The organism is Amycolatopsis vastitatis (assembly GCF_002234595.1).
GTDB lineage: Bacteria > Actinomycetota > Actinomycetes > Mycobacteriales > Pseudonocardiaceae > Amycolatopsis > Amycolatopsis vastitatis.
Map to the genome: position 1 here is coordinate 169,659 of NZ_NMUL01000002.1, position 17,468 is coordinate 187,126.

Genomic DNA, 17,468 nt, shown 5'->3' on the forward strand with positions numbered 1-17,468 from the left:
CGAATGCACGTGCAGTTTGTGGCACCGGTCACACGAAGTGACAGTCTCGGCCTAACGGTAACGCGTCCACCTGGCGTCGGTGCGGGCGTTCCGGAGATCGTCCAGACGGCGGAACAGCTCGGGCCGCACCTGCGGGCGGCTGCGCAGGATCGGCAGCACGCTGGTCGTCAGCTTCAGCTCGCGGATGCTCCTGAGCACCGAAAACCCGGGCCAGGACGTCACGTCGAAGCCGTACTCCGCGGCGAACGTCCGGTAGTGCACCGGCGGGTCGCCGAACCGCTCACGGCCGACGGCCAGCGGCGTCAGGTCCCATTCCGGCGGGCCGACGCACGACGAGTCGAAGTCGCAGAGCACCGGTCCGTCCGGGCCGGGGATGACGTTGCCGGGGTAAGCGTCGCCGTGCACCAAGCCCCTGGGCAGCGGAAACTCCAGCCCGGCCAGCGCCGCCTCGAGTTCGGCGCAGCGGTCGAGCAGGAACTCCCGGTCGGTGTCGCTGATCTCCTCGGCGTCGGACACCCGGGCCCGCACCGCGGCGAACGGCGCCCACTCGGCGAGACCGTCCGGCGCGGGTAGCGCGTGCACCTGGCGCAGGAGCCGGGCCAGGTCGGCGGACGTCGCCGCCCGGCCGATGCTCGGCACGCGGTGCCACACGGTCACCAGGTGCCCGCCGACCGACAGCGGCTGCTCGATCCCTTCCAGAAGCCGGATCGCGGGGACGCCGTGGCGTTCGAAGTGCCGGGCCACCCGCACGACGGTGCCGACGCGGTGCCGCAGCCGCGTCGAGCCGACGATCCGGACCACGAAAGGCGCCGTGACCAGCGCGTACACCGCGTTGTTCGTGAACCTCAGCAGCCGCGCTCCCGCGGGGTCGAGACCCAGCAGGGCACAGGTCTCGGCCAGCACGCCGCGCAGCTTCCCGGAGGTGAACCGGCCGTCCAAAACCGCGCCGGCGCCTTCGGGCCTATGCGGCGTAGAAAGCGTGGAGGCGGTCGGCGAGGTCACGGGCGTCGGCGTTGTTCCGGCGGCGCTCGGCCTCCTCCTGCAGAGGCCGCATCCGGTCCTTGACCCGCTCGGACTTGATGCCCTCGGCGCAGTCGATGGCCTTGCCGCCGACCTTGGCGCCGTGGTCGAGGTCGCCGTCCAGCAGGTGGTTGGTGGCGAGCGCGCTCAGCATGAACGTCTTGGAGCGGGCCATCTCGTCGTCGTAGGACTCGACGGCCCTGGTCAGCGCGGGGATCGCGTACTTCGTGTGCTCGGCGTTCTTCTGCGCGAGGACCGTGTGGACGGTGCCGACCATGGCGTAGACGTCGGTCTCGGTGAAGAACTTCACCCACGACTCGGCTTCGGCCAGGTTGGCGCGCTCGAACTCGTCCTTGCTCCGGCCGAGCAGCTTCACCGCCTGCTCTTCGTTGCCCATCATCGCGTAGGCCCACGCCTCGTTCGCGCACAGCACGGAAACCGCCAGCTCGGAGCCGGATTCCTGGGCGGCGATCTGGCCGAGCTGGAACAGCTTCAGCGCGTCGTTCGGGGCGTCCTGGTGCAGGTAGACGCGACCCATGCGGTAGAGCACGTTGGCCACCAGCGGGTGGTTTTCGCCCTGCTTGGCCAGGTCCAGCGCGTTCGCGAAGTGGCCGCGGGCGGAGTCCATCAGCCCGGTGTCGAAGGAGGTCCAGCCGGCCAGCGAGTGGAGGTCGGCGAGCGCCACGTACAGCCGGTTCTTCACCAGCTCGGTGCCGTGCGCCTCGAGCATCTGCTGGCCCCAGGACAGCTGGGCCACGACGGCGTCGCGGCAGAACCCGCCGCCGTACTGGTAGTCCAGCGCCCGGAGCGCCCGCGTCGCGGCTTCGACCTGGCGGACGTCGGTCATGCCGATGCGCCCGGGGGCCGGCGTCCTGGCCGGTCCGGCCGCCCACGTGCCCGATTCCGGACCGAACACCGCCGCACCCATCGTGACCTGGGCGGCGTGCGCGAGGAACCTCCGTCGCTTCACGGACTCGTCCTCCTCAGCCTGCTGGCCGTCGGCGGAGCCGACGACCCGTATCGCCGTGGCCTCGTCGTAGGCGAGGCCCATGTACCCACGGGGGACGCCCAGGCCGTCGGCGATCCTCGTGAGGACGTCGTAGGCCATGACCTGGCGACCCTTGAGGATCTCCGACACCTCGGACTGGGATTGGCCGGTCATCGCGGCGATCTGGCGCTGCGAGACACCGTGCTTGCGCAGGAGCCGGTAGACGGCGCTGATCTCGCGGGTCGCGAGTGCAGCTCTCATCTCGGGCTGCTCCCACGCGTCAGCGGGAACTGCGTGGCTCTGCCTGGCCTCGGCACTGCCACCGTTACTGGCGTCCATCGCGCCCCCTCCACTGTCCGGTCGGGCGTCTGTAAACAGCGTAGGCAAACCTGGGAAACCGTGTGAACAGCCGAACTGGTGCCCTGATCGGTCCGGGCGAAGTCCGGTGACCGCTTACCGTGGAACCGAGTCCGGTCACCGCTATGACGCCAATTCGACCTTCTATCGCCACCGGTTTCACCTCACTGTAGTTGTCAGATCTCCGTCACCGGCCGCACACCGGTAGCGATCACGGAGAGCTACGAAAACCGCAGCGTTGTGACAAGGCGATGTTGCAGAAGGCATCTTCGGAGACTTTCGACAGAGCGGAGAAGGGCGTGGAGTTCGTGGACTCGTTCGCAGGGGGACATGCCGGCACGGCCACCCGCGCTGTGCGGCCGGCGGTCGCGTCGGTCTCTCCCGTCTCCGCCGTCCGCCCTGTCACCCCGGCCGCCGCGGTGGACCCCCGCACGGCGAGCGTCCGCCACTACGAGGGCGGTCAGCTCGTGTGGCGGGTGCAGTGCGGCGACCTGATCAGCCGGGAACGCGCCGTGACGGTGTTCGTCGAAGACAACCAGGTGGTACTGGTCTCGCCTCCCGGTGAGACCGCGCGGTTGACGTCCGGCCAGCTCGGACAGCTGCGCGCCGCGCTCAACGAAGCCGCCAAGATGGCGGAAAGGTAACGGTGAGCTGATCATGGATCAGGTACTCGGGCAGGTCCTCCGCAACGCGGTCTGGGAGCGTCTCGACATGCTGACCGACCTGGCGAACCGCGCCGACGCCCAGTCGCTCGTCTCGGTCGCGCGCTCCGAACTGCCCCGGTTGACCGAGGCGTGGCGCGCGATGCTGAAGATGCACGAGCCCGACGAGCGCGGCGACTGCCCCACCTGCTCGACCCGGTGGCACCGCTGCAAGGCGCCGTGCTCGGTCTGGCAGGTCGCCCACGAGCACCTGGTGGCCGGCGGGCTCGCCCCGCAGCAGCAGGCGCCGGCCGACCGGCGGCTTCAGGGACGGCGCAAAAGCCCGGTTCCGGTCCACCCGGCCCCCACGGCGGCCGAGACCACCGGTCGCCACGCGCTCGTGAACCCGCGCCGAGCGGTCACGGCCTGACCCTCCAGACCGGCGAGCGCGGCAGGCCCGATCGCCCCATCGGATCCCGTGCCGGACTCGCCGTCGGCCGGGGACTGTTTCGCCCGCACCCCCGAGCAGTGCGAACCAGTCCTCGGCCATCACCCGGTCCCCACCGCGATTAATCGAAAAATTTCCGCGTTAGCCCTAGCCCAGGCGGTAATCGCCCGCTAGATTGATCATCGAAGACAGCGTCGATCAAGGGTCTGGTCCCGCTGTCACCCCGCCCTCGTGCGGCCCTCGAATTCCGCGGGCCGGTGCCGTTGCACTCCCCTCCCCCGACCGGCACCGGCCCGCGGTTCCATACCCGCAAAGCAGTGAAGGCCACCTTCAGTCCCTGAAGGTGGCCTTCATTGCTTTTGGGCCTAGCGAACGGCTTTCACGCGCAGCACCAGCACCGCGGCCAGGAGCGTCGCGACCGCCGAAGCCGCGAACAGCCCCGGGTAGCCGCCGAGGTAGGCCAGCACCAACGGCGTCAGCAGCGGAGCCACCACCTGCGGCAGCGAGTTCGCGATGTTGATGATCCCGAAGTCCTTGGCCCGGTTCTCCGCCGTGGGGAGCACCTGCGTCAACATCGCCAGCGCGACCGCCATGTACGCCCCGAAACCGACGCCGAGCAGCGGCGACGCGGCGAGCGCCACCGGCCAGCTCTGCCAGAGCACGAGCAGCAAAGCGGCCAATGCCATCACGCCGGAGGCCACCAGGACGTACGGCTTACGCCGTCCGGACTTGTCGGAGAAGTGCCCCGCGAGCACCGCGCCGAGGACGAGCGCGACGCCGTACAAGCCCATCATGATCAGCAGGCCGTCCTCCGGGTCCGGGTAGTGCACCGCGTCCTGGAGGAAGTACAAGAGGTAGAGCGTCCCGAACGCGTTGCCGAGGTTGATCATGAAGTGGCAGCTCCAGGCCCACGCGAAGTCGGGGTACTTCCGGGGCGAAACCCAGAAGTCGCGGAGCACCCGGCGCAGCACCCACGGCGGGCGGAACTCGATCGGCAGCCGCGCGTCCGGCGTCCGGAGGACGAAGAACACGGCACCGATGACCACGATCCCGGCGCACACCGAGTAGGCCAACGGCAGCCCGGCGATGCCGAGCACGACGACGACCACGACCGCGCCCAGTACGGTGCCGAGCATCTGCGCGATGCCGACGAGGCCACCGACCGCGGCCAGCTGCTGAACCGGAACCCGGTCGGGCAGGGCCGCCATGAGAGCGGCGAGCATGCCGTTGAGGCCGCCCTGCACCAGGCACCAGCCGATGATCATCACGGCGACCGTCGGAGCGAACGCCAGCACCACCAGCCCGGCGGCGGCGAAGATCGCGCCGGCGACGGTCCACGGGTGACGACGGCCGAACCGGGAGCAGGTCCGGTCGGACAGCAGCCCGATCGCGGGGTTGGCGACGAGCGCCACCGCCGCACCGAAGCCCATCACCAACCCGAGCACGGCTTCCTTGTTCACGCTGTCGAGCAGTTCGGCCTGCTTCGGCAGCAACACCTGGATCGGCGCGTAAACGCCCAGCCAGAGCGCGATGTTCGCGAAGAACAGCAGGCTCATCCAGCCGGGCCGCACCCGCACGGTGGGCTCGGCGAGCGCTTCCGGGACGACCTGGGTCGTTTCACTCATTCCGCACCAGCTTCCGGTACCAGTGGAACGAGTCCTTCGGCGTCCGCCGCAGGGTCTCGTAGTCGACGTGCACCAGACCGAAGCGTGGCGCGTAACCCTTGGACCATTCGAAATTGTCCATCAGGGACCAGCAGAAGTAACCCCGGACATCGACGCCGGCGTCCATCGCCTCGCGCAACGCGACGAGGTGGCTGTGCAGGAAGTCGATGCGTTCGGGGTCGTGCACACCGCCGTCTTCGGCGACTTCGTCGGCGAAGCTGCAGCCGTTCTCGGTGATCTGGATCGGCGGCAGCTTGTCCTGGTAGCGGTGGTGGAAGTCGAGCAGCAGCTCGCGCAGGGCGTGCGGGACGATCGGCGAGTCGTTGGTCGTCATCGGGTACCCCTCGACGTCGCGCAGCTCGAAGGGCAGCGGGTTGTCTGGACCGGGCTTGGCGACGCCCTGGGGTTCGTAGTAGTTGACGCCGTAGAAGTCGAGGGGCTGCGCGATGGCCGGCAGGTCGTCGGCGAACCCGGCCGGGAGATGGGCGTGCAGCTGCTCCGGGTAGGTACCGAGCAGCATGGGGTCGGCGTAGAGCCGGTTGAGCAGCGCGTCGAGCCACTCCGCGGCCGCGTGGTCCTCGGGGGTGTCGTCGGCGGGCCAGATGGGCGAGTGGTTGTTGGCGGTCCCGATGTTCGTGGCACCGGCGGCCCGGAGGGCCTGGACGGCGAGGCCGTGCGCGAGGTTCTGGTGGTGCGCGGTGGGGATGGCGTCGAGCAGGAGCACCTTGCCGGGTGCGTACTCGCCGATGCCGTAGCCGTAGATGGACATGACCATCGGCTCGTTGAGCGGAATCCACAGCTTCACCCGATCGGCGAAGCGATCTCCGAGGATCTGGGCGTACTCGGCGAAGCGCTCAGCGGTACCCCGGGAGAGCCAGCCGCCCTCGTCTTCGACCGCTTGCGGGGTGTCCCAGTGGTAGAGCGTGACCGCGGGGGCGATGCCCGCTTCGCAGACGGCGTCGATGAGCTTGTCGTAGAAGCAGAGTCCTTCGGGGTTGGGCGCGCCCTTGCCGTCGGGCTGGATCCGGGGCCAGGCGATGGACATCCGGTAGGCCCCGACGCCGAGCTCCGCCATCAGCGCGATGTCTTCGGGGTAGCGGTGGTAGTGGTCGGCGGCTACGTTGGCTTGTTCACCGCGGGCGATCTTGCCCTCGGTCGCGGTGAACGTGTCCCAGATGGACGGTCCGCGCCCACCTTCGCTGGTGGCGCCTTCGATCTGGAACGCCGAGGTCGAAACACCCCAGAGGAAGTCGGGCGGGAAGATCGGGTTCTGCACCGGCTGCTGACCCCTTCGTCAGGACACCCGTACGGGTGAACATGAAAAGTTCTCATATACTAGGTCTTCACTCGTCCGTGGGGAAGCCCGTCGGCACGATAAAGTCCCAGATCAGACGAGGAGGAGCGCCGTGTCCGACATCCAGGCCGCGAAGGTGCCGGCAGAAGCCACCCCCTTACGCCGTCAACCGGTCCAGCAACGCAGCGCGAAACGGGTCGAGCAGATGCTCGACGCGAGCGCGGCGTTGATCGACGAGCTCGGTTACGACGCGCTGACGACGACCCTGATCGCCAAACGAGCGGGAGTCGCCGTCGGTTCGCTGTACCAGTTCTTCCCGGACAAGCGCGCCGTGGTGCAAGCGCTTACCGCCCGGAACCTCGACCGCTTCGTGGCGGCGGTGAACGAGCGGCTGACCCAGCTGGGCCCGGAGCACTGGTGGGACGTCGTCGACTCGATCCTCGACATCTACCTGGAGATGCACCGTTCGGTCCCGGGCTTTTCCAAGGTCCACTTCGGCGACATCATCGACCGCCAGCTGCTGGACGAGACCCGCGACAACAACGCGGTGATCGTCGACTCGCTGACGGACCTGGTGGCCACCCAGGTGGACCGTCCGGTGGAGGACCTGCGGTTCGCGATCACGATCGCCAACGAGGTGGCCGACGCGTTGATGAAGCTGGCATTCCGGCAGGAGCCCAGCGGGGACGAGAAGATCGTCGCCGAAGCCAAGTACGTCGTGAAGGGGTATCTGGCGGCTCGGTTCGGGGAGCAGTCGTAGCTGTCCACAGAAGTTGTCCACAGGTATCCCCAGTTGTGGACAACTTCGCGCTGACGCTGCGGAATGGCCGGGACCGTCGGTGGGCGCCGATAGACTGGACGTGGGCACGCCCCCCAGGGCGGGTGGGGGCCGTGTTGTGGTGGTCTCCCCGAGGCCACAGGGCTTGAGCCCAGCTGGCCAGCGGAGGCGGCCAGAGTCAGCCGAAGTTCTGGTGCTCGCCTCGGTACGTCGGGACCGTTCGCTCCACCCGGTCTCCCATCACCAGGTGGTAGTGCGTGAAACGCTCCGCCAGCTCGCCCGCCTTCGCGTGGCGCAACCACACCCGGTCGCCGAGCTTCAGGGTGCGGGCTGCTCGGCCTGTTACCGGGGTCTGGACTTCGCCCGCTCCCTCGAAGCCGAGGAGCTTCAGGCCCGCCGGCAGGTACGGCATCGGCTGGCGGGAAGGGCCTGTCGGGCCCGAGGCGATGTAGCCGCCCGAAAACAGCGTGGCGATGTTGCGGGCCGGGCGGCGGACCACCGGCAATGCGAACAACGCCGCCGGGCGGGGCTTGAAGCGGGTGTAGCCGTCGAACAGGGTTGGTCCGATCAAGCCCGAGCCTGCCGCTATCTCCGTGACCACCGCGTCCGCGCCCGTCGACTCGATGCTTCCCGTGCCGCCGCCGTTCACGAACTCCAGGGGGGTCACCGCCTGGACCGCGCGGATCACCTCGCCGCGGCGGTGGGCCAGCTCGGCCGCCGACCGGCGTTGCATCCAGCCGACCAGGAGCTGGTTGAACCTGCGGCCCGCCGCGTCGCCGAGGCCGGCGATCTGGCCTTCGTACGCCATCACGCCCACCAGGCGGAAGCCCGGCCGGGCGACGATCTGGCGGGCGAACGTCGAAGCCTGCTTCGGGGTGAACACCGGTGACCGGCGCGTGCCGACGTGGACTCCCGGCAGGGGGCGCCACGACGCGTCCAGCTCCAGGCAGACCCGGACCTCCGGGTGGCCGTGGCCGAGGGCGGCGTCCACCAGGTCCAGGTGCTCGGGCGAGTCGACCATGATCGCGATCGCCGCGCGGGCGGGCTCGGAAGCGGCCAGGCGGCGGAGGGCTTCGTGGTCGGCCGTCGGGTAGGCGACGACGATGTCATCGGTCGTGCCCTGCTCCACGTGCCAGATCGCTTCGGCGAGCGAGTAGCACATCAGGCCCTCGAAGCCCGGCATCGCGAGCACGCGCTCCAGCAACGTCCGGCAGCGCACCGACTTGCTGACGACGCGGATCGGCTTGCCCGCCGCGCGGCGAGCAAGGTCGTCGGCGTTCGCGTCGAAGGCAGCCAAGTCGACGACGGCCAAGGGCGGATCGAGGTCCTTGGTCGCCAAGTCGTACACCGTCGCACTGGTCACGAGGTCTAAAGTACGACACGAAGGCTTGAAACGCGAATACTATTCACTTACTGTTTCGAGCACTCGACTGACGAAGGGTGCGCGCGCATGACCCGGTGGACCAACTGGGCGGGCACGGCGTCCGCCTCGCCACAACACGTTCACCAGCCCCGCAGCGCGGCTGAGATCGCGGCGACCGTCGAAAGCATCGCCGCGGCCGGCCGGACCGTGCGCCCCTGGGGCAGCGGGCACTCCTTCACCGCGATCGCCGTCGCCGACTCCGATGCCCTCGACCTGCGGCACTGGACCGGCATCGAGCGCGTCGACGTCGAAACCAGGCAGGTCACCGTGCGCTCGGGCACCACGATCCGGGAGCTCAACGCCGCCCTCGACACGCTCGGGCTGGCCATGACCAACCTCGGCGACATCGACGCGCAGACCATCGCCGGCGCGATTTCGACCGGCACCCACGGCACCGGCGCGAAGCTCGGCGGCATCGCCACCCAGATCGCCGCCCTGGAACTCGTCCTCGCGGACGGCTCGGTCGTCACCTGCTCGGCCGGCGAAAGACCCGACCTCTTCGCCGCCGCCCGTGTCGGCCTCGGCGCGCTCGGCGTGATCACCACCGTCACGCTCCAGTGCGAGCCGTCGTTCGTGCTGCGCGCGCAGGAGCGGCCGGAGCCGCTGGAGCAGGTGCTCGAAGGCTTCCACGACTTCGCCGACGAGAACGACCACTTCGAGTTCTACTGGTTCCCCTACGGCAAGAACGCCCTGGTCAAGCGCAACAACCGGACCGACACCGCCCAGCCGTTGAGCAAGGTCCGGGAGTTCGTCGACTACCAGATCATGGAGAACGTCGCGTTCGGCGGGCTCTGCCGGACCGGACGGCTGATGCCGCGGCTCGTGCCGTCGCTCGGCAGCTTCGCCTCCAACGTCCTGAGCGCGCGCGAGTACAGCGACCTCTCCCACCGCGTCTTCGTGACCGCGCGGAACGTCCGCTTCACCGAGACCGAGTACGCGGTTCCCCGCGAATCAGTGCTCGACGTGCTCGCCGAGCTGCGCGCCCTGGTGCCGAAGCTCAAGGACCCGGTGATGTTCCCGGTCGAGGTGCGGGTCGCCGCCGCCGACGACATCTGGCTGTCGACCGCGCAGGGCCGCGACTCCGCCTACATCGCCATCCACCAGTTCGTCGGCATGCCGTACCGCGAGTACTTCAGCGCGTTCGAGAAGATCGCCGGCGCCGTCGGCGGCCGCCCGCACTGGGGCAAGATGCACGACCTCGACGCCGGCGTCCTCCGTTCGCGCTACCCGCACTTCGACGACTTCCTGCGTGTGCGCAAGGAAACCGACCCGAGCGGCGTCTTCGGCAACACCTACCTGGACCGGGTACTCGGCCCGGCCTAGAAGAGCGCCGACACCGATTCGCCGTTGTGGATCCGGCGGATCGCCTCGGCCAAGGCCGGCGCGATCGAAAGGATCTTCAGCTTCTCGGTGCGCTCCTCTTCGGGCACCGGCACGGTGTTGGTGCAGACGATCTCCAGCACCTCGGGCCGGTCGCCGATCCGCTCGATGGCCTTCGCCGCGAACAGCCCGTGCGTGCAGGCGACGCGGATCGAACGCGGCTCCAGCTCGGCCAGCCGGTCCAGCAGCTCGAGCACCGTGCTGCCCTTGGCGATCTCGTCGTCGAGCACGATCACGTCCCGGCCGGTGACCTCGCCGATCACCGACGTGATCTGGACGCGGTCGTCGGGGAAACGCTCCTTCGCGCCGGCCGCGACCTGGACGCCGAGGAGCCGCGCGAAGTGCGACGCCTCCTTCGCGTTGCCCAGGTCGGGCGAGACGACGGTGGTGCGCGAGAGGTCGTACTGGCGGAAGTGCTTGGCCAGCTCCTGCAGTGCGTGCAGGTGGTCGACCGGGACGCTGAAGAAGCCGTGCACCTGCGGGGAGTGCAGGGTCATCGCGAGCACGCGGCTCGCCCCGGCCGTCACCAGCAGGTCGGCGACCAGCCGGCCGCCGATGGAGATGCGCGGTGCGTCCTTCTTGTCCGAACGCGCGTACGAGTAGTGCGGCATCACGGCGGTGATGCGGGACGCCGACGCGCCGCGCGCCGCGTCGAGCATGAGCAGCAGCTCGACGAGGTGCTCCTGCACCGGCTTGACCAGCGGCTGGATGATGAAGACGTCCCGCTCGCGGCAGTTCGCCTGCAGCTGCACCTCGAGGCAGTCGTTGGCGAACCGCTGGATCTCGACCGGCCGCAGCGGCACGCCGAGGTGCTCACAGATCTCTTCGGCCAGCTCGGGGTGCGCGCTGCCGCTGAAGACGGCGATTTCTCTCGAGGCCTGGGTGATCACAGCGCTGAGATCGCTTCGCCGATCGCGATCTCACCGGAGATCAGCGTCAGGGTGCGGTGCACCGAAGTGGGCGTCTCGAGCAGGCCGACGAGCACCGCGGCGACGTCGTCGCGCGGGATCGGGCCGCGTCCGGTGTTCTCCGCCAGCAGGACCAGGCCGGTGCCGGGGTCGTCGGTCAGCTGTCCCGGCCGGAGGATCGTCCAGTCGAGGTCGCGCGCCTTGAGGTCGTCCTCCGCCGCGCGCTTGGCGCGCAGGTAGTGGCGGAATTCCTCGGTGACGTCGGGGTTCTCCGGGTTGTCGGCGCCGATGGACCCGACCTGGATGTGCCGCCGGACGCCGGCCCGCTCGGCCGCTTCGGCGAACAGCGCCGCGGCGCCGCGGTCCACAGTGTCCTTGCGGGCGGTACCGCTGCCCGGGCCGGCTCCAGCGGCGAACACCGCGGCGTCGGCCCCCTTCAGGACCTCGGCGACGGCGTCCACTTCGGAGTTCTCCAGGTCGAGCACGACGGGCTCGGCGCCGGCCGCTTCGAGGTCCACCGCGTGGGCGGGGTTCCGGATGATGCCGACCGCTTCGTCACCGCGCGCGGCGAGCAGCCGCTCGAGCCGCAGCGCGATCTGACCGTGTCCACCTGCAATGACGACTCGCATGAGCCGACCCTATTACGTCCTGGAAGAGCGCGTCAGTCGAGCGACGCGGGCGCCTCGGCGGTGCGGAGCAGGTGGTCGTAGACCAGCTCGTTCACCAGGCGGGAGACCGGGTCCTCGGCCAGCACGACGCGCTCGGTACGGCCCTCGAGGTCGAGGTCGACGACCGCGTTCGGGTCGGCGGTGACGACGGCGAGGCCGTACGCGCGGGCGCGCGGCAGGCAGTTGCCGACGTAGTCCTCGGTCAGCACGGCCGGGGACGGGAGGACCATCGCGGCCTCGCCGTAGCGGGCGAACGGAACCGCGGAGGCCATCGCGGTGCGCCAGTGGCGCGCGACGGCCAGGACGCCGACGATCTCGGCGGCCGGGGCGGGGGCGGTTCCGGCCAGCTCCGGCCAGGTCCAGGTGTCGACGGTGGCACGGTCGGCCACCGGGCCGGCACCCATCGCGATGCGTTCGGCGTGCACGTCGGTGCGAAGCTTGGCGACCACGCAGACCTTGCGGCCGAGGATCGTGGTCTCGGGGAGGACGATGCCGTTCCAGCCCAGCTGGGCGGCGGCGGCGCGGGCGAGCTCGTCGACGCTCGCGGGGAGCTCGATCGGCGGCACCACGCGGCTCGGCATCGACCGGCTGCGCTTCGCGCCACCGGCGACCGTCGAGCGCTCGGTGTTCTGAGGTGTAGCCGCCACGAGTCCGCCTCCTTCTAACCTGCACCGCTTCGTGACCGGGGGAAACCGGCACCTCACTTGTCTAACAGCGCGGCGGCGCGGAGTCGCCGGGTAGTGCGAGTGGCTGCGATCGGCGGCGCCCATCGATCGATGACCGGTCGGTGGGCGGTCATCGGACTTCGGTCGAACGGTGCGGCCAACCGAGTGAGAGCCAGGTGAGTGGCATTACCGTCCGCCCGCGATCGACTACCCAAGGGAGGGACCGCCAAACCCGGTCCGGCTAGCCCGTTCGGCGCAACCCGGCGAAAATCCACAGTGGACGCGGGGCGCTGAGCTGCGGTTGTCCGCCGTCACCCACCCGGCGGTGAGCTACACCGCAGCGGTGACGGGCGCCCCCGACTAAAGTTACCCACCAGTCACTTAGTCGCCGCCGTGGAGGACCGATGCGCTCCCCGAAGGACTTCTTCGCCCCGCTCGCCCTGGGCGCGCCCGCTCCCGTGCGGGAGATCCCGGTGACGCCGTCCCGGATGATCCACTTCTTCGACCCCGGCAACGAGAAGATGGCGGCGAAGGTGCCGGACATCGCCAAGAAGGTCGACGTCCTGCTCGGCAACCTCGAGGACGCCGTCCGCGCCGACCGCAAGGAGGCCGCGCGCGCCGGGCTCGTCGCGATCGCCAAGGCGAACGACTTCGGGAAGACGCAGCTGTGGACGCGCGTCAACAGCCTGGACTCGCCGTGGGTCCTCGACGACCTGATCACCTTGGTCACCGAGATCGGCGACAAGCTCGACGTGATCATGGTGCCGAAGGTCGAGGGCGCGCAGGACATCCACTACGTCGACCGGCTGCTGGCCCAGCTCGAAGCGCGGGCGGGGCTGACGAAGCCGTTGCTGGTCCACGCGATCCTCGAGACGGCGAGCGGCGTGGCCAATGTGGAGGAGATCGCCGGCGCGAGCCCGCGCATGCAGGGCATCTCGCTCGGCCCGGCCGACCTGGCCGCGAGCCGCCGGATGAAGACGACCCGCGTCGGCGGCGGGCACCCCGGCTACCTGGTGCGCACCGACCCCGTCGGCGACGACCTGACCGAGGGCCGGACGACGTACCAGCAGGACCTCTGGCACTACACGGTCGCGCGGATGGTCGACGCGTGCGCGATGCACGGGATCCTGCCGTACTACGGGCCGTTCGGGGACATCCGTGACGTCGTCGCGTGCGAGGACCAGTTCCGCAACGCGTTCCTGCTCGGCTGCGTCGGCGCGTGGAGCCTGCACCCGGTGCAGATCGACATCGCGAAGAAGGTGTTCTCGCCTTCGCCGTCCGATGTGGCCTGGGCGCGCCGGGTGATCGCCGAGATGGGTGACGGCACGGGCGCGGTGATGATCGACGGGAAGATGCAGGACGACGCGTCGGTGAAGCAGTGCCGCGTGGTCGCCGAACTGGCCGACGCCCTCGCGGCGGACGACCCCGAGCTCGCCGCCGCTTACGACGCCGCCACCAAGGAGGCCCTCGGATGACCGAGCTGAAGCCGAGGCGCTCTGTCCTCTACATGCCCGGCGCGAACGAGCGCGCCCTGGAAAAGGCCAAGACGATCCCCGCGGACGCGCTGATCCTCGACCTCGAGGACGCCGTCGCACCGGACGCGAAGGAAGCCGCGCGCGAACGTGTCTGCGCGGCGGCTTCGTCCGGTGACTACGGCTCACGGGAAGTGACGATCCGGGTGAACGGCCTGGACACCGAATGGCATGACGCCGACCTGCGCGCGGCCGCGTCGGCCGGGCCCGCCGCGGTGGTCGTGCCGAAGGTGAACTCGGCGGCCGAGGTGCACAACATCGAACGGGCGCTGGAGCTGGGCGGCGCGCCGGACCACACGAAGATCTGGGCGATGGTCGAGACGCCGGTGGCGATGCTGCACGCCGAGGAGATCGCGGCGGCCTCGGACCGGTTGACCGTGCTGGTCATGGGCACGAACGACCTGGCCAAGGAACTGCACGCGGAGTTCGTCCCCGGCCGCGGCCCGCTGCTCGGCGGGCTTTCGCTGTGCCTGCTGGCCGCCCGCGCGACCGGCAAGGTCATCCTCGACGGCGTCTACAACGACGTGAAGGACCTCGAGGGGTTCGAAGCCGAGTGCGAGCAGGGCCGTCAGTACGGCTTCGACGGCAAGACGCTGATCCACCCGGCGCAGGTCGAGCCGTGCAACCGGATCTTCGCGCCGTCCGAAGCGGAGATCGACCGGTCGCGGCGGATCATCGAGGCCTTCGAGGAAGCGCAGAAGGAAGGCCGGGGCGTGGTCACTGTGGACGGCCGGATGATCGAGAACCTGCACGTCGACAACGCGCGCCGGGTGCTCGCGCTGGCCGAGGCCGTCAAGAACTGAACCCCGGTGGCCGGGCGGGTCGCCCGGCCACCGGCGCGGTTCACTTCGGCAGCGAGTCCGTCCACTCGGCACTGACCTCCGCGCCCTGCGGGGCGGAGGACTGGTAGATGGCGCCATCCGCCGTCACGTACATCGACGTGTGGTTGATGCGGCCAGTCGCGGGATCGACCACCAGGCGGTACTCGCCGGGCAGCTTGAATCCCCGGCCGCCCAGGACGGGGCCGAGGTCCTGGACGCCGGGGTACGCCGCGATCGAGCGGAAGGCCGTCGCTCGCACGGCCGGCGGCGCGGGCAAGGTCGACACCAGCGAGACCATGGACAGCAGCAGCTCCCGCTCCTGGTCCGCCGCGGTGTACGGGCCCGCGCTCGTCCGGGCGTTGCTGTGCGCGATCGCGTTGACGAGCCAGTCCCGCAGTGCCGCCGGGTCGGTGGGCAGGGTCCGGAGCTGCTCGAAGGTCACCTCGGTGGCGGCCAGCCGCAGCGGGAAGACCCCCAGCGGCATGACCCGGCCGGCGGTCTTCGCGCCGCGGAACCACATGTGGCCGTCGGAACTGAACCAGTACTCGTAGACCTGCTTGTCCGAGGCGGTCTTGAAGTGCCAGTACTTCCCCGTGCCTGCCGGGGACTGCTCGGCCACGGTGGCCGCCGCCAGCAGGACCTGCGTGCCGGTGACGACCGGGGCCACCGCCTGCGGGGGCGGCGAGGCCGGGGTGCCCGGCAGCGTCGCGACCACGACGGCGGCCGCGGCCGCGGCGGCCACGAGACCGACACCGATGGCGAGCGGGCGGAACCGCTTCCGGCGTGCGCCGAGCATCCGGTTCTGGAGCCGGTGCCGACTGCGGTCGACGACGTCCTGGGCCGGTTCGTCGGCGATCAGCGCGGCTCGCAGGGTCTGCAGGTCATTCATCGAAAGCCTCCTGGGCGAGGACGGGGGTGAGCTTCTTGCGAGCGCGCGTCAGCCGGGAGCCGACCGTGCCCGGGGAGATGCCGAGCGCTGCGGCCACTTCGGCGTAACCGAGTTCGCCGAGGGCGACGAGCAGCAGGACATCGCGTTCCCCGGCGGAAAGCCGGGCCAACGCCTTCCCCAGCCGCGCCACCGTCACCGATGCGACAACGCGGCTTTCGTGCCCTTCGGCGGCCTCGCGCGGGTCGAGCCGCGAGAGCGCGCGGTAGTGGCGTGCCTCCTTGCGGCGGTGCCGGGAGACCAGGTTCGTCGCGATGCCGAACAGCCAGGAACGCAGGTCGCCGCGGGCGGCGTCGAACGTGCTCCGGCGGTCGAAGGCGACGAGGAACGTCTCCGCGGCGACGTCTTCCGCGGCCTGGGCGCCGAGCCGGCTCGCCACGTACCGGTAGATCACCGCGAAGTAGCGGTCGTGCACCTCGGTGAACTGCTCGATGCCGGTCACGGGGGCCGCCGTCATGGGGCTGCCTCTGTCATGGGGTTCCTTCCCGTCGGCGACAGCTTCACCCCTACTTCGCCGCCGGGCCGGAACTCCTTCCCCTTTTTTCAGCCGATCGGCCAGGGCCGCTGCGGCGGCCGGAGCCGTTCGTAGGCCGCGGCGGCACGCAGGACGCCGATGTCGTCGAAGCGGCGGCCGACGATCTGGAGGCCGATCGGGCGGCCGTCGTCGGTGTAACCGCAGTTCAGTGACACCGCCGGCTGGCCGGACATGTTGTACGGCACCGTGAAGGCGATGTGTTCGAACGGCCGGGCCGGGTCGTTCGTCGGGGACGCCCACTCGGCCGGTGGGGCAGCGACCGGGCAGGTCGGCGACAGCACGACGTCGAATGCCGAAGTCGCCCGCAGCGCCGCGACGCTGATCGCGTCGATCTGCGCGAAGCCGCGGTAGACGTCCGCTCCGGACACTTCCGCGCCGCCCGCCGCCCAGTCCGCGATGTACGGCAGGATCTTCGCTCGGCGGTCCGGCGGCAGGGCCGCGGTGTCCGACCAGGCACGCGTGCGCCAGAACGTGTCCAGGCCGTCGAGCATCTCCCGGATGAGGAACGGCTCGACCGGCTCGACGACCGCGCCCGCGGCCTCGAAGGTCCGGGCCGCCGCGGTGACGGCGTCGAGCGTCACGGGACCCACCGGCAGGCCGGGGCCCGAGTCGAGGTGCAGCCCGACGCGGAGGCCGTCCAGAGTGCCCTCGAGCGACGACCACGGCAGGTCCGCCGGCGGCAAGCTCAGGTGGTCGCGGGGGTCCGGGCGGGAAAGCACGCCCATCAGCAACGCCGTGTCGGCGACGGTCCGGGTCATCGGGCCGGCGACGCGGCCGAGGAACGGCGGGTCGACCGGCACCCGCCCGAAGCTCGGCTTCAGCCCGACCAGGCCGCACCAGCCCGCAGGCAGCCGGATCGAGCCGCCGATGTCGGTGCCGGCGTGCAGCGGGCCGTAGCCCGCGGCGGCCGCGGCCCCGGCGCCCGCGCTGGACCCGCCGGGCGTGCACCGCACGTCCCACGGGTTCCGCGCGGTCGTGTGGAAGCTCGACAGCCCGGAGGTCAGCATCCCGTAGTCCGGCATGGTCGTCTTGGCCAGCAGGACTCCGCCGGACTCGCGGACCCGGGCGGCCGCCGGGGCGTCCTCGGCGGCCGGGACGAGCGCGGTCGCCGCCGTGCCCAGCGGCACCGGCGTGCCGCGGGTGGCGATGTTCTCCTTGAGCGTCAGCGGGACGCCGTCGATCGGGCCGAGCGGTTCGCCGGAGTGCCAACGCGCTTCAGCCGCCTTCGCGTCTTCGCGCGCGCTTGAAGGGTCGTACGCGTACAACGCGTGCAGCTCCGGCTCTCGCGCTTCGATGCGGGCGAGAACGGCTTCGGTGACTTCGACCGGCGAGAGCGTCTTCGCGCGGTACTGCGCGACGAGTTCGACGGCGGTCAGGTCGGGCAGCTCGGTCATGAGCCC

The 17,468-nt window shown here is 70.3% G+C and carries 17 protein-coding genes; 6 read left to right on the forward strand and 11 right to left on the reverse strand.

The annotated features are described in order from the left end of the window. Positions 1-51: 51 nt before the first annotated feature. Complete coding sequence (locus CF165_RS02155) at positions 52-939, reverse strand: phosphotransferase family protein (RefSeq protein WP_093945698.1); 888 nt, start codon at positions 937-939, stop codon at positions 52-54. A gap of 22 nt (positions 940-961) precedes the next feature. Further along, the gene (locus tag CF165_RS02160) at positions 962-2,347 is read right to left on the reverse strand and encodes a helix-turn-helix transcriptional regulator (protein ID WP_093945699.1); all 1,386 of its coding nucleotides are present in this window, start codon (positions 2,345-2,347) and stop codon (positions 962-964) included. 317 nt (positions 2,348-2,664) lie between these two features. On the opposite strand from CF165_RS02160, the gene CF165_RS02165 reads away from it, so the two are divergent. Both CF165_RS02165 and CF165_RS02170 read left to right on the forward strand, forming a co-directional pair. Continuing rightward, positions 2,665-3,009: a hypothetical protein gene (locus CF165_RS02165; protein ID WP_072475261.1), complete on the forward strand. Its 345-nt coding sequence runs from the start codon at positions 2,665-2,667 to the stop codon at positions 3,007-3,009. Between the two features lie 13 nt (positions 3,010-3,022). Beyond that, the gene (locus CF165_RS02170; RefSeq protein WP_093945700.1) at positions 3,023-3,436 is read left to right on the forward strand and encodes a hypothetical protein; all 414 of its coding nucleotides are present in this window, start codon (positions 3,023-3,025) and stop codon (positions 3,434-3,436) included. Between the two features lie 383 nt (positions 3,437-3,819). Here CF165_RS02170 and CF165_RS02175 read toward each other — a convergent pair whose 3' ends face one another. Both CF165_RS02175 and CF165_RS02180 read right to left on the reverse strand, forming a co-directional pair. Beyond that, positions 3,820-5,079 (reverse strand): MFS transporter, encoded by a 1,260-nt coding sequence (locus CF165_RS02175; protein WP_093945701.1) that lies wholly within the window; start codon positions 5,077-5,079, stop codon positions 3,820-3,822. Further along, a complete protein-coding gene (locus tag CF165_RS02180) occupies positions 5,072-6,394 on the reverse strand; it encodes a GH1 family beta-glucosidase (protein ID WP_093945702.1) in 1,323 nt (440 codons plus the stop codon). Before CF165_RS02180 ends, CF165_RS02175 begins: the two co-directional genes overlap by 8 nt. Before the next feature lie 130 nt (positions 6,395-6,524). Here CF165_RS02180 and CF165_RS02185 point away from each other — a divergent pair, with 130 nt between their 5' ends. Continuing rightward, positions 6,525-7,172 carry a TetR/AcrR family transcriptional regulator gene (locus tag CF165_RS02185; protein WP_093945703.1) on the forward strand — a complete coding sequence of 216 codons (648 nt, stop codon included), beginning with the start codon at positions 6,525-6,527 and terminating at the stop codon, positions 7,170-7,172. A 196-nt stretch (positions 7,173-7,368) separates the two neighbouring features. On the opposite strand, the gene CF165_RS02190 is transcribed toward CF165_RS02185, so the two are convergent. Further along, positions 7,369-8,553, reverse strand: coding sequence for an amino acid deaminase/aldolase (locus CF165_RS02190; RefSeq protein WP_093945704.1), 1,185 nt, complete (start codon positions 8,551-8,553; stop codon positions 7,369-7,371). Between the two features lie 87 nt (positions 8,554-8,640). On the opposite strand from CF165_RS02190, the gene CF165_RS02195 reads away from it, so the two are divergent. Continuing rightward, positions 8,641-9,936, forward strand: a complete 1,296-nt coding sequence (locus CF165_RS02195) for a D-arabinono-1,4-lactone oxidase (RefSeq protein ID WP_093945705.1) — start codon at positions 8,641-8,643, stop codon at positions 9,934-9,936. Here CF165_RS02195 and CF165_RS02200 read toward each other — a convergent pair. From CF165_RS02200 to CF165_RS02210, 3 genes are read right to left on the reverse strand one after another with little or no spacing between them, the layout of a single operon-like run. Beyond that, positions 9,933-10,883 carry a ribose-phosphate diphosphokinase gene (locus CF165_RS02200; RefSeq protein WP_093945706.1) on the reverse strand — a complete coding sequence of 317 codons (951 nt, stop codon included), beginning with the start codon at positions 10,881-10,883 and terminating at the stop codon, positions 9,933-9,935. The genes CF165_RS02195 and CF165_RS02200 overlap by 4 nt on opposite strands. Continuing rightward, positions 10,880-11,530, reverse strand: coding sequence for an NAD(P)H-binding protein (locus tag CF165_RS02205; RefSeq protein WP_093945707.1), 651 nt, complete (start codon positions 11,528-11,530; stop codon positions 10,880-10,882). The genes CF165_RS02200 and CF165_RS02205 overlap by 4 nt, the downstream gene beginning before the upstream one ends. A gap of 32 nt (positions 11,531-11,562) precedes the next feature. Beyond that, positions 11,563-12,216, reverse strand: coding sequence for a hypothetical protein (locus CF165_RS02210; RefSeq protein ID WP_093945708.1), 654 nt, complete (start codon positions 12,214-12,216; stop codon positions 11,563-11,565). 422 nt (positions 12,217-12,638) lie between these two features. Between CF165_RS02210 and CF165_RS02215 the strand changes: the two genes are divergently transcribed. Continuing rightward, positions 12,639-13,709, forward strand: coding sequence for an HpcH/HpaI aldolase/citrate lyase family protein (locus CF165_RS02215; protein ID WP_093945709.1), 1,071 nt, complete (start codon positions 12,639-12,641; stop codon positions 13,707-13,709). Continuing rightward, complete coding sequence (locus tag CF165_RS02220) at positions 13,706-14,569, forward strand: HpcH/HpaI aldolase/citrate lyase family protein (protein WP_093945710.1); 864 nt, start codon at positions 13,706-13,708, stop codon at positions 14,567-14,569. The genes CF165_RS02215 and CF165_RS02220 overlap by 4 nt, the downstream gene beginning before the upstream one ends. A gap of 40 nt (positions 14,570-14,609) precedes the next feature. On the opposite strand, the gene CF165_RS02225 is transcribed toward CF165_RS02220, so the two are convergent. The 3 genes from CF165_RS02225 to CF165_RS02235 all read right to left on the reverse strand — a co-directional run bounded on the left by CF165_RS02225 (position 14,610) and on the right by CF165_RS02235 (position 17,462). Continuing rightward, entirely contained in the window at positions 14,610-15,476 is an 867-nt protein-coding gene (locus CF165_RS02225; RefSeq protein WP_093945711.1) for a CU044_5270 family protein, read from the reverse strand. Continuing rightward, positions 15,469-15,990, reverse strand: a complete 522-nt coding sequence (locus CF165_RS02230; protein WP_093945712.1) for an RNA polymerase sigma factor — start codon at positions 15,988-15,990, stop codon at positions 15,469-15,471. The genes CF165_RS02225 and CF165_RS02230 overlap by 8 nt, the downstream gene beginning before the upstream one ends. Positions 15,991-16,076: 86 nt before the next feature. Beyond that, positions 16,077-17,462, reverse strand: coding sequence for an amidase (locus CF165_RS02235; RefSeq protein ID WP_093945713.1), 1,386 nt, complete (start codon positions 17,460-17,462; stop codon positions 16,077-16,079). Positions 17,463-17,468 lie beyond the last annotated feature (6 nt).

Excerpts from the sequence above, each read along its gene's own strand:
- CF165_RS02225 (WP_093945711.1), bottom strand. The coding sequence starts at position 15,476 with ATGAATGACCTGCAGACCCTGCGAGCCGCGCTGATCGCCGACGAACCG.
- CF165_RS02230 (WP_093945712.1), bottom strand. The coding sequence starts at position 15,990 with ATGACGGCGGCCCCCGTGACCGGCATCGAGCAGTTCACCGAGGTGCAC.
- CF165_RS02170 (WP_093945700.1), top strand. The coding sequence starts at position 3,023 with ATGGATCAGGTACTCGGGCAGGTCCTCCGCAACGCGGTCTGGGAGCGT.
- CF165_RS02195 (WP_093945705.1), top strand. The coding sequence starts at position 8,641 with ATGACCCGGTGGACCAACTGGGCGGGCACGGCGTCCGCCTCGCCACAA.
- CF165_RS02220 (WP_093945710.1), top strand. The coding sequence starts at position 13,706 with ATGACCGAGCTGAAGCCGAGGCGCTCTGTCCTCTACATGCCCGGCGCG.
- CF165_RS02175 (WP_093945701.1), bottom strand. The coding sequence starts at position 5,079 with ATGAGTGAAACGACCCAGGTCGTCCCGGAAGCGCTCGCCGAGCCCACC.
- CF165_RS02235 (WP_093945713.1), bottom strand. The coding sequence starts at position 17,462 with ATGACCGAGCTGCCCGACCTGACCGCCGTCGAACTCGTCGCGCAGTAC.
- CF165_RS02205 (WP_093945707.1), bottom strand. The coding sequence starts at position 11,530 with ATGCGAGTCGTCATTGCAGGTGGACACGGTCAGATCGCGCTGCGGCTC.
- CF165_RS02160 (WP_093945699.1), bottom strand. The coding sequence starts at position 2,347 with ATGGACGCCAGTAACGGTGGCAGTGCCGAGGCCAGGCAGAGCCACGCA.
- CF165_RS02215 (WP_093945709.1), top strand. The coding sequence starts at position 12,639 with ATGCGCTCCCCGAAGGACTTCTTCGCCCCGCTCGCCCTGGGCGCGCCC.